We start from the raw sequence: 14,884 nt of genomic DNA on the forward strand, positions 1-14,884 counted from the left end.
CGCCCACATGCACAACCTCGCCCTCGCCGCATGATCAGGCCGGCACTAAATCCGAGTCTGACCTGCCCAGACACAGCCTTCTGCAACGCGCTTTAGCCAACTGACCAGCAGTGCTGCACCGACCCCATGCCGATGGTGAGGGGGACGGAGCGAACCCGGCGAAGGTACCGGCCCGCTGTCCTCACCCGAGTGCAGCCGTCCGGTCGGCACACATGAGCGCCGCACCCGCCCGTGTTTCCCACCCGCGCTGTGCGGGCCAGATGGTCCTCACTCACGGACCGGATGCCTCCAGCCCCGACGGGCTGGAGGCATGCGCTCGTCACCACCACACGACGAGGAACCCGTCGCCGCCCGGCTGTCCCGGGAGACCTGGTTGGCCCGGGGCTCCGCCGTCGCCACCGTCTCCGCCGTCTCCGCCGTTTCTGGGCGGGTCGATAATGCCATCGGCCGCCGCGCCGCCGGCTCCGCCAGGCCGGGCCTCTGCGTTGAAGCCGTTCTCGCCGGCCAGGGCCACGCCGGTTGTCCCGAGGCATACGACGCCTCCGCCTGCGCCTCCGGCGCCCGGTGCACCGTCGGCAGCGGTGCCTGCTCCGCCTCCCTGACCGCCCTGCCCGCCGCCTGCGTCTACGGGCACGGAGTTGTCCGGCGTGGTGAAGGTCGTGGAGGTTCCCGGATCGCCGTCGTCGCCGTCTGCTCCGACGGCTCCGCCGGTTCCGCCGGTTCCGCCGTCCCCGACATGCACGGTGTAGGTCTGCAAGGCCTTGACTGGCACGAGACACCAAGTGAAGCCGCCTGCTCCGCCCCCGCCTCCACCTCCGCCGTTGCCGGTCGCACCGCCTGCGGCGCCTCCGCCTCCGCCTCCGCCACCGCCTCCGGCTCCCCAGGCCTGAATGAAGACAGAGTTGACGCCCTTGGGCGGGGTGAAGGTTCCGTCCGAAGCGAACGTCGCGAGTCCGTGGGGGAACTGGCCCTGCTGCTTCGGAGGCTTCGGCCGGTCTGAGTGGGACGCCTGGGCGACCGGGGCCAAGGCAAGGATGTGGCCGGTAAGGGCTGCCGCCACCAGGGCGAAGGCCCTGCGGGTACGAGCCCGGTGCCGGTGCGGGGCGCTGCTGTGGCTCCTCATGATCACGCTTTCCTCTCTCCCCGTCAGGCCGTCGGCCGCCGCGGAGGGTATGGCGAGTCGATCTGCGGACTGAGCGGTCTGCGAGGCTCATTCCATCGCCGACTTGGCGGCCCGCCAGTAGCCGCGCCGCACATTGATGCGCCCGGGTGAGGCTATTTGCCGGGCCGGCCGAGTGCGCGATCGTGCCTCGCGTCGACCACGCAAGACGCTCGACTGGGAAACCCCAGCCGAGCGCCTGTCCAAACTGCTCGCGGCTTGATCAACCGACCACAGTGTTGCAACGACCCCTCGAATTCACCCCGCGGGGCCCCTTCACCGCGTGCGCGTCCGACGACGCGACTCCGTCAGTCCAGGTCGCGCCGCATCACCCAGCGATAGCGCTTGTCGCTCTTCGCTTCCGTCCTGCGCACCCGGCGGAAGCCCGCCCGCTCGAACATCTCCATCGTTCCGACATACGCCAGCGTGGGGTTCACCTTGCCGCCCTCCGGGTCGACGGGGTAACCCTCGACCGCCGGAGCGCCGTTGGCCCGGGCGTGGGCCACCGCGCCCTCCAGCAGGCCCGAGGCCACACCCTTGCCGCGGAAGTCCTTGCGTACGACGAAGCAGGTCACCGACCACACCGGCGCGTCGTCGACCGGCGTGATCGTCTTCGACGACGTGAGGCGGTCCAGATGCTTGCGCGGCGCCACATTGCACCAGCCCGCCACCTCGCCGTCGAGGTAGCCCAGCACCCCCGGCGGGGGATCGGCCGCCTCGACGAGGGAGCGCATGTGCTCGCCCCGCTCGTCCGCGGTCATCCGCCCGTAGTCGCCGGTGGACAGCCGCCAGGCCATGCACCAGCACGTGTGCGCGCTCTTCTTGGGCTGCAGAACCGACTGCAGGTCGTTCCAACGCTCGGCGGTCGCCGGCAGAACTTCCAGACTCATGCTGCTACTTCGCTCTCTTTCCATTGCTGTGTGTGCTCTGCGGCCGCGGTCCCGTTCGTTCCGCGACGGCCTTCACCCATAACGGCCGTCAGTACCTCCACGGCACGGAGGCACGCCTGTCGGCCGACATCCAGATGCGTGACCAGCCGGACAACGCCCGGGCTCGGGGCGGTCACCAGCACTCCTTCCCGCGCCGCCCTCGCCACGACGTCCTCGGCGCCGGGTGTGTCGACGAGGACGATGTTGGTCTGCCGGGGCCGTACAGGGAACCCCGCCTCCCGCAGCCCGTCCGCGAGCAGCGCTGCGCTCTCGTGGTCCTCGGCGATGCGCTCCAGGTGATGGTCGAGGGCGTGCAGTCCGGCGGCGGCGAGAATGCCCGACTGCCGCATGCTGCCCCCCAGACCATGCCGCAACGACCGTGCCCGCGGCAGGTGTTCGGCGGATGTCAGGAGTAGGGATCCCACCGGCGCGCCCAGGCCCTTCGACAGGCACACCGCGAGGGTGTCCGCGACCGGCGCCCCGTACTCGGCGAGGGGTGTGCCCGTCGCGGCGTGCGCGTTCCAGATCCGCGCGCCGTCGATGTGCAGCGCGATTCCGGACCGGGAGGTGAGCCCGCGCACCGCGCGCAGGGTCTCCAGCGGGTACACCGTCCCGCCCGCCCGGGTGTGGGTCTGTTCGAGAGCCACCGCCCGGGTGCCGACGGTGTACGCGTTGCCCGGCCGCAGGATCCCCGCCAGCGCCTCGACGCCCACCAGTCCCCGTTCGCCGGACACCGTCCGCGTCTGGATTCCGCCGTAGCGCGCGGGTGAGCCCTCCTCGTGGGCCAGGATGTGCGCCTCGGCGTCGCAGACGACCTCCTGTCCGGGCGCGGCCAGCAGCCGCAGCGCGATCTGGTTGGCCATCACGCCCGACGGGACGAACAGCGCGCCGGGGAAGCCGAACAGTCCGGCGACCCGTTCCTCCAGCGCACGGACGGTCGGGTCCTCGCCGAACAGGTCGTCGCCGACCTCCGCGGTCGCCATCGCCCTGCGCATGCCGGGTGTGGGCCGGGTGACGGTGTCGCTGCGCAGATCAACGGTCTCGGCAGTCATGACGATGCGTCAGCTCCCTTGGTCTCGGGGGTCCGGGGCCGCGGTGTCAGCCCGCGGACCGCCGCCCAGTCCAGCAGCGGCCGCACCAGCTGCCAGGTCTCCCGGACGAAGTCCGCCGCCCGGTCCGAGGACAGGTCGGGCCCCGGCCCCAGACGCCGGCCGGCGTCGATCCTGCGGTGCCGCAGCAGGTCCAGGCGGGGATGATCGGCCGGCACACCGCGCGGCCGGGACTTCAGCCGGTCGCCGCCGATCGTGAAGCCCTCCCGCTCCAGACCGGCCACGACGGCCGCCAGTTCCGTGCCGCCGTCCTCCTCGCCGACGGCGGCACGGTACCGGGCGACCTCGTCGCCGCCGTACGGGTAGTAGCGCCCGGAGGCGTACAGCCCGTCGCGGTCCAGATGGACCCAGAAGCCCAGACAGGGCAGCACATCGAGGTAGCCGCCCTGGTACGTCTTGTACGGGGACTTGTCGTGGGACATCCGGGTGTCGCGGACGGGGCCGAGCACGCGCACCCCGTCCGCACCGCCGTACTCCGCGAAATCGGCGGACAACTCAGCGGCCAGTTCGTCCATCGGCGCGCGCACGTCACGCTCGTACACCGCGCGGTGACGCCGCCGCCACGCCTCCTTGGAGTTGTCGTCCGCCAGGTCCTCGTACAGGCGCGGCGCCGACGGGGGGAAACCGCTGAACGTCACGACAGATACCCCGGCAAGGGGTAGCGGGCGCACAACTCGGTGACGCGGGCCCGCGCCGCGGCGCGCACCGCCGGGGGGAGCACCCCCGAGCCGGCCCGCAGGGCGTCGAGCACGTCGGCCACCAGGTCCGCGCAGGCGGTGGCCGCGCCGCGGTCCATGCCGCGGGCGGCCAGCGTGTTGCTGCCCAGCCGCAGGCCGCCGGTGGTGCGCACCGGTGTCGTGTCGCCGGGAACGCGGTTGCGGTTGACGACGATCCCGCAGGACTCCAGGGCCTCTTCGGCGACGTCGCCGGTCAGTCCCGTGCCGCGCAGGTCGATGAGCACCATGTGGGTGTCGGTGCCGCCGGTGACCAGCCGCATTCCCCGCTCCAGGAGCCGTTCGGCGATGGCCTGGGCACCGTCGGCGAGCCGTTTGGCCAGCTCGGCGAAGTCGGGTCCCGCCACGAAGTCGAGCGCCCGCGCCTTCGCCGCCACCGATGCCAGGTCCGGGGTTCCCTGGGTGAAGGGGAACACGGCCCGGCGCATGGTCGCCGCGAGCGTGCCGCGCTCCGGCCCGGCCTTGCGGGCGTCGCGGCCGAGCAGGATCAGCCCGCCGCGCGGCCCGTACAACTGCTTGTAGGTGCTGGTGGTGGTGATGTGGGCGTGGTCGATGGGGCTGGGGTGCAGCCCGGCCGCCACCAGGCCCGCGATGTGGGAGATGTCGGCGAGCAGGTAGGCGTTGGCCTCGTCCGCGATCTCCCGGAAGCGGGCGAAGTCGATGCTGCGCGGGTACGCGCTGGCACCGCACACGATGAGCTTCGGCCGGTGGGTGAGGGCCAGTTCGCGGATCTGGTCGTAGTCCAGCAGGCCCTCCGGCGTGACCCGGTAGCCCACGGCCCGGTAGTAGCGGCCGCTGACCGAGGCGGGGGAGCCGTGGGTGAGGTGACCGCCGCAGTCGAGGTCCAGTCCGAGCAGGGTGTCGCCGGGGCTGAGCAGCGCGGTGAGCACCGCGAGGTTCGCGGACGACCCGGAGTGCGGCTGGACGATCGCGTCCCTGGCTCCGAACGCCGCGCAGGCCCGTTCGATGGCGAGTTGCTCGATCTCGTCGGCGACGCCGCAGCCCGCGTGGTACCGGCCGCCGGGATAGCCCTCGGCGGTGAGGTTCCCGAGGGCGCTGCCGCCGCAGGCGAGTACCGACGGGTCGGCGACGCTGGAGGCGGCCACCATCATCAGGGTGTCGTTCTGGCGGGCCGACTCCCGGTTCAGCAGGTCGTACAGGGCGGGGTCGGTCCGCCGGAGCCGGGCGGCCGCACGGCCGGCGAAGTCGGCGAGGTCGGTCCCGTGGGGCGCGGGCCCTGCGGCCGGCCGGGCGCGCTCCCCGGCCGGCGCGTCGAGCGGTGCGGGCAGGGTGAAGGTCATGACTGTCCCTTCCTGGATCTCCTGGAGCCGTCCGTCAGGTCCGCGGCGGACCGGCCGGCCCGCCCGTCCCCGCGGCTTCGGATGGGTCGTCCGGGCTGTCGGTGTCGTCCGGTGACATGGCGGCCAGCGCCTCCGCGGCCGCCACCGCCCCGGCGCCGTACTCCTCGTCGGCGGCGATCTTCCCGGCGAGCTCCGCGACGACGGGGGTCTGGAACACGGTCTTGACCGGCACGGGCACGCCCAGCAGCTCCTGGAGCAGTCCGGCGAGCCGGGTGCCGCTGAGGGAGTCCCCGCCCAGTTTGAAGAAATTGTCGGCCGGGCCCACGTGGTCGAGGCCGAGGATGTCGCCGACCGCCGCGCAGAGCACGAGCGACAGCGCGTCGTCCGGCTCCCCGCCGCCGTCCGCGGCGGCCGCGTCCCCGGTGGGCTGCTGCGCGCCTGCGGTCTGCGCCAGCAGCAGCCGGTCCACCTTGCCGTTGCGGGTGAGCGGCAGCTCGTCGAGGACGGTGACCGCGGACGGGACCATGTAGGACGGCAGCTGCTCGGTGAGCCGGGCGAGGATCTGCTCGCCGGAGGCGCCGTTCCCGGCGACGACGTAGGCGTGCAGCCGGCGCACGCCGTGGGAGCTGGCCGGAGCGACCACCACGGCCGCGTCGACCCGCTCGTCCTGGCGCAGCGCGGCCTCGATCTCGCCCAGCTCGATCCGGTGGCCCTGGACCTTGACCTGGAAGTCGTCGCGGCCCAGGATCTCGATGCTGCCGTCGGGCAGGTAGCGGCCCAAGTCTCCGGTCAGATAGGCGCGTTCGCCGGTCTCGGGCAGGCGGACGAAGCGGCTGCGGGTGCGCTCCTCGTCGCCCCAGTACCCGAGTGCCAGACCCACGTCGCTGGCCACGGCCATCTCGCCGACCACGCCGAGCGGGCGCTCGTGGGCCGTGCCGTCGACGATGTAGTAGCGCTGGTTGGTGATGGGCGTTCCGTACGGGATGCTCGTCCACGCCGGGTCGATCTCGCCGATCGGCTGGAACAGCGACCAGCAGATGGTCTCCGTCGGACCGCCCGAGCCGACGACCTGGATCCGCGGGCTCTGCGCGCGCAGCCGGTCCGGCAGCGTCAGCGGGATCCAGTCGCCGGACAGCACGGACAGGCGCAGGGACTCCAGCGGACGTCCGCCGCCCCGCCGTTCGCGTACCTCCGCCTCGCCGACGAGGAGTTCCATCAGGACGGGCACCGAGTTCCAGAGGGTGACCCGCTCCGCGGCCACCAGATCGGCCCACACGTCCGGCTGCGCGTGCTCGAACGGCGGGGGGATCACGACCGTCCCGCCCTGGGTCAGCACGCCGAATACGTCGTAGATGGAGGCGTCGAAGTGCAGCCCCGAGACGGCCAGCAGCCGGTCGGACGCGTCGACGCCGAACCGTTCGGCGACATCGCGGATCAGGTTGACCACGCCGATGTGGTCGACCATGACGCCCTTGGGCTCGCCGGTCGAACCCGAGGTGAAGATGGTGTACGCGAGGTCCGCGGGGGTCTGCGCGGTGTCGGGCCTGGTGGCGTCGCCGACCTCGAAGTCCTGGTCCACACGGTAGCGCTGGGCGTTCGGCGGCCAGGCGATCCGGGTCTCCAGCGAGGACTGGGTGAGGATCTTGTCGACACCGGCGTCCGACAGCAGCCGGCGCAGCCGCTCGGGGGGCACGGAGGGGTCGAGCGGGAGGTAGGCGGCGCCGGACGCGAGAATGCCGTAGACCGCCGCGTACTGCTGCCAGCCCTTCTCCATCACGACGGCGACCAGCTCGCCGGGCTTCGCGCCGTGCTGCCGCAGCCGGTGGCCGATGCGCCAGGCGTACGCGGCGAGTTCGGCGTACGACAGCCGGCGCGTGGCGTCGACGACGGCCTCGGCGTCGGGGGTGCGCGCGGCCTGCTCGGCGAACAGCTCGTGCAGGGTGGTGTACGGGATCTGGCCCGCCGTGTCGTTGATCCGGCGGCGCAGCTCGCGCTCGGCCGGAGGGATCAGGTCGAACCGTTCGGTGCGCAGGGAGTTCGGATCGTCGACGAGGCGCTGGAGCAGCGCGACGTACACGCCGAACGCGGCCTCGGTGAAGCCGGGGGCGAAGGCCCCGTCGACGTAGTCCCAGATGATCCGCAGCTCACCGTCGAGTTCGCGCAGCTGGACGTCGAGGGACACCTGCGGGGTCTGCGAGATCGAGTAGACCTCCCGTCCCAGGTCGGTGACCGGACGGCGGACGGGGTAGTCGAGCAGGCTGGTGACGACGATGGGCATGCCGGCCTGGTCGCCCACGCCGTGCAGCCTGGTCAGCTCGCGCAGCACCCGCACGCCGTTGAAGGCGCCGTGCTCCGTGTCGCGGTGCAGCTGGTCGCGCAGGGCGTGCGCGCGGTCCAGGAACGTCCGGCCGGAGCTGTCCGCGGCGAGCAGGACGGCGTTGGTGAAGTCGCCGAGGACCTGGCCGATGTCCTCGTGCACCCGGGGCCGCTGGAAGACCGGGTAGTTGAGGGTGAAGTCCGCCTCCTGGGCCCAGCACCGCACCACCTCGGCGAACGCGGCGGTGAGCAGCACGGACGGGGTCAGCTCCGCGTCCGCGGCCACGCGCCGCAGTCGCTGCCAGTCGCCGGGGGAGAGCCGGTGCTCGTGCCGCTCGAAGCGGACGGCGCCGTCACGTGCCCCTCCGGCCGGCAGCGAGGGGGCGGGCGGCAGTTGCGGCACCCGCTCCAGCCAGTAGTCCCTGGCCGCGCGGAACGTCTCGGTGTGGGGCATGTCGTCGGCACGCCAGCGCGCGTACTCGGCGAAGGTGATGCCGGGCTCCGGCAGTTCGGCACCCGGGTTCTCGTACAGGTCGATCAGATCGGGGAAGAGCACCTGGAAGGCGCTGGACGCGTCCAGCACCTGGAGGTCGATGCCGAGATGGATACGGCTGAGGTTCCCCTCGCCGGGCAACAGGATGATCCGCAGGTCGAACAGCGGCCAGCTGCCCACCGCGAACACCTGGTGGCTCATCTCCGCCCGCAGCGCCGTAAGGCGCCGATCCGCGTCCGCCGCGTCCAGACCTCGCAGGTCCACCACCGGTATGTCGTACGGCGGCGGGTCCGTGAGCACCTGCTGGGTACCGTCGGCACGGCCGACCGCGCGGAGCATGTCGTGGCGGGCGACCACGCGGCGCCAGGCCGTCGCCAGCCGCTCCGGGTCCAGATCGGCGCGTTCCCACTCGAAGTAGCCGTAGCAGCCGATGCTGCCCAGCTCGACCCCCTCGCCCCGCCCGATCATCAGCGCCTGCTGCGTCTCGGTCATGGGGAAGGGGGCGGCGCTGTCGGCGCGGCCGTGCAAGAGCTCGGTCATGGTCCAACTCCACTCGCAGATGACGGAATTCATAAGGCCGGGGCCACAAGGGGGTGCCGCGCGCTGCTGGGCACGGCGAGGCTAGGGGCGGCTGGTTAGCCACCGGTTACGCGCCACGGGAACCTCCTCCCGGTCCGCGCTGTCGCACCGCTCCGGCAGGGAGAGGGCGAAGAGGCGTACCAAGGGGTGGAACAGGTAGCAGGGCCGGCCCCACTCGTCGGCTCCGCTGACCTCCAGCAGCGCGGCGTCGGCCATCGCCTCCAGCAGCAACTCGGCGTCCGGCTCGGGCAGGGCGAGCAGGACCGCGGCCTCCAGCGCGGAGAACGGTTCGGGGCCGAGGCCGGCCAGCGCGGGCAGCGCCCCGCGCGCCTGCGGCTCCAGCGCCCGCCAGGACGGCAGCAGCGCGCCGTGCACGTCCAGGTCGCCCGAGTGCAGTTCGCGCAGCCGGGTGGCGGGATCGGCGAGTCGCCGGGCGAGCCGGTCCGGCGTGAAGTGCGGCCGGGCGGCGATCCGGGTGCCCACGATGCGCAGCGCCAGCGGCAGCCCGGCGCAGTGCTCGACGATGACGGCCGCCGCACCGGGGGCCGCGGCGATCCGGTCGGGGCCCGCGGCGGCGGCGAGCATCTCCAGTGCAGGGCCCTCCTCCAGCGGGTCCAGGGCGACGGTGTGCGCACCGGCCACGGTGGGCAGGGCGGTGCGTCCGGTCACGAGGACCGCGGGCTCAGGGGTGTTGGGCAGCAGCGGGCCGAGCTGGGCGGCGCTCTCGGCATTGTCGAGCAGGATGAGCAGGCGTCTGCCGCCGGTTCTCTCGCGGTAGAGACGGACCAGCTCCTCCGGATCACCGGCCGCGGCGGCGCCCACGGGGCGGCCGAGGGAACGCAGCAGGTGCAGCAGGACCTGTCCGGCGGGCCGCGGGGTGCCGTCCGGGGCGCGCAGGTCGGCGTACAGCTGGCCGTCGGGGAAGTGCTGCTTGCAGCGGTGTGCCGCGTGCACGGCCAGCGTGGTCTTGCCGACCCCGGCCATGCCGGTCACCAGGACGCGGCGCGGGCGGTCGGGCGCGGCGGCGTCCGGCGCGAGCGCCCGGTGGAGCACGTCCAGCTCGCGCTCCCGGCCGGTGAAGTCCACCGTGTCCGGGGGCAGGGTGGCGGGGGCGCCGTGGGGCTCGTCCTCGGTCCGCTCCGACGGGCGGGGGACGGCGCGCGCCCGGATCCGCGGCTGCGGCAGGCGCACGAGCGAGCCGTCGAGCAGGGCCTGGTAGGTGGCCTGCAGTTCCTCGCCGGGGTCCACGCCGAGCTCCTCGGCCAGGACCTCGCGGCCGTGGTGGTACAGGTGGATCGCGTCGGCCTGCCGGCCGCTGCGGCACAGTGCGGTCATCAGCTGGCTGCGGAAGCGCTCGCGCAGGGGGAACTCCGCCACCAGACCGGTGAGTTCGACGGTGATCTGCTCGTGCCGGCCGAGCGCCAGGTCCGCCGCGATCCGGTGCTCCAGCGTCGCCGCGCGGGCCTCGGCCAGGCAGGGCGCCTCGGCGTCGAAGAGGTGCTCCGTGGTGTTCGCGAGAGGGCGGCCGTTCCAGCGCGCCAGCGCCTCGCCCAGAAAATCGCCCGCCTTGTCGAAGTCGCCCGCGAACAGAGCGTCCCGGCCTTTGCAATCAAATTCTTCGAATTCTGTCAGGTCGAGGCTGGAATTCCCGATGGACATGACATAGCCGGGGGGTCTGCGGTCGATGAGGACGCCGTCGCCGAGTATTTTCCGCAGCCGTGAAATGTAGGTGTACAGCTGTGCGTTCGCGGTGGCCGGCGGCGCCCACCCCCACAGCAGACGGCTGAGCCGCTCGTCGGACACGACCTCTTCGCGGGCCAGTAGGAGAGCAGCCAGCACCGTGTGCAGCTTGGTGCCGGACAGCGGCGCCCTGCATCCCTGGTCGCGCACCTCGACCGGCCCGAGAACTCGGAATTCCATGGGCACCCCCGTTCGTGATCCATGTGACGAATCTACGGACGAAGATATGGGCTCGCGCTGTCACCCCGTTATCGTTTTGATTTCACGAGGTCCCGGCACGGAAAACCGTAGGGACAGGACGGGAAAAGGGCGCGTCCCTACTGTCCGTCGGACCGCAGCAAGCGGCAATGAAGGTCGACGGACGAGGCGGAATCGATATGCGCATCACGATGACGGGAAAGCGGGCGACGATGGCCGGTCTGATCGTACTGGCGGGACTGATCGCGGGCTCCGGCGCGGCCGGAGCGGGCACCACGACGCACACGGACACGGTGGCGGGCGACGACGACATGCCGTGGGGCGTGGTCGAACCGGTCGCGCTGCGGACCGCCTCCGACGACGACATGCCGTGGGGCTGATCTCCCGACGGTGAAACGCCCCCGATTCCGCACGCCGATGAGTACGGGCCGGGGCCCAGTCCTGCGACGACGCGGCCGTGGGCCCGCTGCGGGCCCAGGCGGCGGGTCAGTCAGGCCGGTCCGCCAGCAGGAGTTGCAGCGCCTGCGGTGTGAGGGATCGCTCCCCCTCGCTGCCGGCAGGACCGCCGCCGTCGCCGCGTACCCGTGCGAGCAGCCGCGTCACCCGCGCCCGCCAGGGCTGGGCCCCCACCTCGCCCAGCGCCGCATGGGCCCGCTCGAACCTTTCCGCCGCGGCCGCGTGGTGGCCGCCGATCGCCTCGACGCAGCCGAGGTCGGTCTCCACGCGCGCGTAGAGAAAGCGGTCGGCCAGCTCCTCGGTGATCTCCAGTGCCTCGTTCAGCGTGCGCTCGGCCGCCGGGAGCAGACCCTGGGTCCACTGCGTCTCGCCGAGCCCGCGCAGCGCATGGGCCTCCCCGATCCGGTCGCCCTCCCTGCGGGACAGCTGCAGCACCTCGTGGAAGGACTCGGCGGCCAGGTCCAGATCGCCCGCCCGCAACCGCACTTCGGCCAGCCGGTAGATGCTCTGCGTCTCGGCACGCACCGACCCGGTCCGCCGGCTCAGCGCCAGCGCCTCGACGGCCAGCGGCAGCGCCCGCTCCACCTCACCGCGGTCCAGTTCGATCTGGGCGAGGTAGCCGAGCAGATGGGCCTCGTTGCCGGTGTCGCCGGCCTCGTGGAAGCCCTGGAGCGCCGCCCTGCAGTACTCGAGCGCCCGGTCCCAGTCGCCCTGGAAACGGGCGCACATGGCCAGGTTCCGCTGGGCGAGCGCCGCTCCGGGGACGTCGTCGCTCTCCGCGAGCAGCCGCAGCGCGGCGAGGTTCCAGCCCTCGGCCTGCTCGTAGCGCCGCTGGTAGATGGCGAGCGAGCCCAGCACCCGCAGCATGGTGGCCTCCCCCGTCCGGTCGCCGGTGCGCCGGGCCGACGACAGCGCGGCCTCGGCGCAGCGCTGCCAGTCCTCCAGGTAGTTCCTGGTCTCGAAGTGGGGCACGGCGCTCTCGGTCAGCGCCCAGGCGTACCGCGCCCGGCCCGTCTCGGCCGCGTGCACCACCATGTCCGTGACGGTGGCGCGCTCGGAGTCGAACCACTCCAGCGGTGCGGCCAGCAGTTCGTCCGCCGTGCCCCGCAGGAAGCGTGGTGCCGGCTCCGGCGCATGGCCGACGGGGAACTGCCGCCCATCCAGCCGGCGGTGGGCCTCCTGCGCGAGCCAGAGCCAGGCGGCGAAGATCCGGTCCAGCGCCGCGTCGCACTCCGCCTCCGTCTCGTCGGCCTCGGCGCGCTCGCGGGCGAACAGCTGGAGAAGATCCTGGAAACGGTAGCGGGCCGCGCGGCCGGGCACCGGTTCGACCGTCTCCAGCAGCTGGGCGTCGACGAGCTGGTCGAGAAGCTGCTCGGCGTGCCACACGTCGGTCCCCAGTGCCGCCGCCCCGACCCAGGCCGCGAAGTCCACGGTGCGCAGCAGCCCCAGCCTGCGGTACATCCGGGCCGCCTCGGGGGACAGATCGCGGTACGTCAGCCGGAAACCGGCCCGCACCCCGCCCTCCGAGGGGCTCAGCTCGTCCAGCCGCCGGCGCTGGTCGCTCAGCCGTTCCACCAGCCCGCGCACGGTCAGGCCGGGCTTGGTGGCGAGCCGCGCCCCCGCGATCCGCAGCGCCAGCGGCAGACAGTCGCACAGCGCGCTCAACTGCTCCAGCGCCACCGGGTCGCTGCCGAACCGGTCGGCGCCGGCGATCCTCGTGAGCAGCGTCGTGGCCTCGGCCGGCGGGAGGACGCGCAGCCTGATCCGCAGGGCCGTGTAGTCGCCGGTCACATCGTCCAGGGCCTCGCGTCCCGTGGCCAGCACGACACTGCGGCCACCGCCCGGCAGGAGGGGTCTGAGCTGGGCGAAGGACCGCACGTTGTCGAGGACGACAAGCGCCTTCCTGGTGCTGAGCAGACTGCGGAACAGCGCCGCGCGCTCGTCCGGTTCCGCGGGGATCTGCGGGCCCGGCGTCCCGAGGGCGCGCAGAAAGCGGTCCAGCACCACCGCGGGGGAGACCGGCGGGTTCTCCTCGTCGTAGCCGCGCAGGTCGGCGAAGAGCTGGCCGTCGGGGAAGCGGTCGGCGGCCTGGCTCGCCCAGTGGACGGCGAGGGCCGTCTTGCCCACCCCGCCGACGCCGACGATCGTCGCCAGGGCGGGTGCGTGCGGCTGGTACGGCTCCTTCAACAGCCGGTCCAGCAGTGCCAGTTCCTCCTGGCGGCCGGTGAACCGCATGACATCCGCGGGCAGTTGGGCCGGGGTGGTCTGGACGGCGACCGGGGCGGCGGGCGCGGCGGCGACCGGCCTGGTCAGCTCCGGCGAGTCGTGCAGGATCAGTTCGTGCAGGTGCTGGAGCGCGGGACCGGGCTCGATGCCCAGCTCCTCGTTCATCAGCGAGCGGCCCTGCCGGAACACCTCCAGGGCCTCGGCACGCTGCCCCGAACGGTAGAGCGCCAGCATCAGGTGTTCGCGCGACTGCTCGCGCAGCGGGTGCCGGGCCACCAGCTCGCCCAGTTCGCCGGTCAGGAGCCGGTGCCGCCCCAGCTCCAGCATCAGCCCGGCGCGCTCCTCGATCAGGTCGAGCCGCAGGAGTTCCAGCCGGGCCGCCTCCGCCTCGATCCGCGCCCCGGACAGTTCGTCGAGGGCCGCGCCGCGCCACTTGCTCAGCGCCTCCTCCAGCAGGGCGCACGCCTCCTCGGCCCGGCCGTGCCGTGCGGCGTCCCGCCCGCGCTCGGCCTCGTGCAGGAACTCGACGACGTCGATGCGGTGCGTGCCCCGGGCGAGGACGTAACCCGGGGGAGAGGTGAGCAGGATGTCGCTCCCGCCGGCCTCCTTGAACGTCTTGCGCAGCGTCGCCACGCATATCGCGATCTGGTTGCGGGCGGTGGCGGGAGGGGACTCGGGCCACACGGCGTCGACGAGCGTGTCGACGGACACGATCCGGTCCGCCGAGAGCAACAGCATCGCGAGAACGGTGGACTGGCGCCTGCCCTTGATGCGCAGGGGCTGCCCGTCGGCCTGTACGAGCAGCGGCCCCAGCATTCTGAAGACGAACTGATTCACTGGTCCCCCCGGCCTGTGACCTCTAGGCAGGTCGGTAACGGTACAACAAGGAAGTGGCCCCGATCAGCGGGGAGTCGCCGCGTGAGCGGGGCGGACGCCGTGCCGAGGGCGGGCCGTCGGGGGGTGGTCCGGACGCCGCGTGGTGGTGCGCGGGCGAGCTCAGGACCGGGCCTGGGGGACGACGGAGCCGAGGGCGAGCGACAGCTCGCGCAACACGTCGGTGGTCCGGCCGAACTCCTCCTCCCCGCCCAGCTCCCGGCACAGCCGGCGGGCCAGTTCGGCGTGACCGGCGTCGACCTCGCGGAGCACCGCCTCGCCCCGCTCGGTGGCCGCCAGCAGCCGGGCGCGCCGGTGCGCGGGATTGGCACGGTAGTCGGCGAGCCCCTGCTCCACCAGCAGGTCGGCGATGCGCTGCACGCTCTGCCGGGTGACGCCCAGCATGCGCGCTATGCCCGACACGGACCGCGGTTCGTCCTCGACCGCGCCGAGGACCTGCCACTGCGCCGCGCTGAGGCCGGACGGCACGGTCAACTGGTCGAGCAGCGCCCCGAATCTGCCGTTCAGGTGGAAGACGGCCAGGGCGGTGCGGCTGAACGCGTCGACGGAACTCATGCCGTCGCGGACGTGCTCCCCGGATGTCGCGACACGCACTACGGCCCCCTCCGTCGGCAGTCGACGTCCGTGGCCGGTGACGAACCCGGCCATGCGTCGCTGCACCGTACAACCGTGCGACACGGCTGTCCATGAGGGGGAACCTGGCTGCCGGCCGGGCCCCGGGGCACCGGCCCGGGGCCGCGGCGTCCGCCT

9 protein-coding genes are annotated in these 14,884 nt (G+C 72.9%); 1 reads left to right on the plus strand and 8 read right to left on the minus strand.

The features are described 5' to 3' along the window. Window positions 1-1,467 precede the first annotated feature (1,467 nt). The 6 genes from ACWD0A_RS06185 to ACWD0A_RS06210 all read right to left on the minus strand — a co-directional run bounded on the left by ACWD0A_RS06185 (window position 1,468) and on the right by ACWD0A_RS06210 (window position 10,540). Window positions 1,468-2,049, minus strand: a complete 582-nt coding sequence (locus ACWD0A_RS06185; protein ID WP_451295083.1) for a GNAT family N-acetyltransferase — start codon at window positions 2,047-2,049, stop codon at window positions 1,468-1,470. Beyond that, window positions 2,046-3,140, minus strand: coding sequence for a threonine aldolase family protein (locus ACWD0A_RS06190; protein ID WP_451295085.1), 1,095 nt, complete (start codon window positions 3,138-3,140; stop codon window positions 2,046-2,048). The genes ACWD0A_RS06185 and ACWD0A_RS06190 overlap by 4 nt, the downstream gene beginning before the upstream one ends. Beyond that, window positions 3,137-3,835 carry a DUF2461 domain-containing protein gene (locus tag ACWD0A_RS06195; RefSeq protein ID WP_451295087.1) on the minus strand — a complete coding sequence of 233 codons (699 nt, stop codon included), beginning with the start codon at window positions 3,833-3,835 and terminating at the stop codon, window positions 3,137-3,139. Before ACWD0A_RS06195 ends, ACWD0A_RS06190 begins: the two co-directional genes overlap by 4 nt. Continuing rightward, window positions 3,832-5,232, minus strand: a complete 1,401-nt coding sequence (locus ACWD0A_RS06200) for a serine hydroxymethyltransferase (protein WP_451295089.1) — start codon at window positions 5,230-5,232, stop codon at window positions 3,832-3,834. The genes ACWD0A_RS06195 and ACWD0A_RS06200 overlap by 4 nt, the downstream gene beginning before the upstream one ends. A 34-nt stretch (window positions 5,233-5,266) precedes the next feature. Next, the gene (locus ACWD0A_RS06205) at window positions 5,267-8,581 is read right to left on the minus strand and encodes a non-ribosomal peptide synthetase (protein ID WP_451295091.1); all 3,315 of its coding nucleotides are present in this window, start codon (window positions 8,579-8,581) and stop codon (window positions 5,267-5,269) included. Window positions 8,582-8,662: 81 nt separating this feature from the next. Next, on the minus strand, window positions 8,663-10,540 hold the full coding sequence (locus tag ACWD0A_RS06210) for a BTAD domain-containing putative transcriptional regulator (protein ID WP_451295093.1): 1,878 nt from the start codon (window positions 10,538-10,540) through the stop codon (window positions 8,663-8,665). A 209-nt stretch (window positions 10,541-10,749) separates the two neighbouring features. Between ACWD0A_RS06210 and ACWD0A_RS06215 the strand changes: the two genes are divergently transcribed. Beyond that, window positions 10,750-10,938 (plus strand): hypothetical protein, encoded by a 189-nt coding sequence (locus ACWD0A_RS06215; protein WP_451295095.1) that lies wholly within the window; start codon window positions 10,750-10,752, stop codon window positions 10,936-10,938. A 106-nt stretch (window positions 10,939-11,044) separates the two neighbouring features. Here the strand turns inward: ACWD0A_RS06215 and ACWD0A_RS06220 are convergent, their stop codons facing one another. Together ACWD0A_RS06220 and ACWD0A_RS06225 are read right to left on the minus strand one after the other, a co-directional pair. Then, a complete protein-coding gene (locus ACWD0A_RS06220) occupies window positions 11,045-14,077 on the minus strand; it encodes a BTAD domain-containing putative transcriptional regulator (RefSeq protein WP_451295097.1) in 3,033 nt (1,010 codons plus the stop codon). A gap of 159 nt (window positions 14,078-14,236) precedes the next feature. After that, entirely contained in the window at window positions 14,237-14,728 is a 492-nt protein-coding gene (locus ACWD0A_RS06225) for a MarR family winged helix-turn-helix transcriptional regulator (protein WP_451295099.1), read from the minus strand. Window positions 14,729-14,884: the final 156 nt, after the last annotated feature.

It is taken from the genome of Streptomyces sp. NPDC002867 (genome assembly GCF_053591895.1).

Bases quoted from the DNA above. Each gene is read 5' to 3' on its own strand.
- ACWD0A_RS06190 (WP_451295085.1), bottom strand. From the start codon at position 3,140: ATGACTGCCGAGACCGTTGATCTGCGCAGCGACACCGTCACCCGGCCC.
- ACWD0A_RS06210 (WP_451295093.1), bottom strand. From the start codon at position 10,540: ATGGAATTCCGAGTTCTCGGGCCGGTCGAGGTGCGCGACCAGGGATGC.
- ACWD0A_RS06185 (WP_451295083.1), bottom strand. From the start codon at position 2,049: ATGAGTCTGGAAGTTCTGCCGGCGACCGCCGAGCGTTGGAACGACCTG.
- ACWD0A_RS06205 (WP_451295091.1), bottom strand. From the start codon at position 8,581: ATGACCGAGCTCTTGCACGGCCGCGCCGACAGCGCCGCCCCCTTCCCC.
- ACWD0A_RS06215 (WP_451295095.1), top strand. From the start codon at position 10,750: ATGACGGGAAAGCGGGCGACGATGGCCGGTCTGATCGTACTGGCGGGA.
- ACWD0A_RS06200 (WP_451295089.1), bottom strand. From the start codon at position 5,232: ATGACCTTCACCCTGCCCGCACCGCTCGACGCGCCGGCCGGGGAGCGC.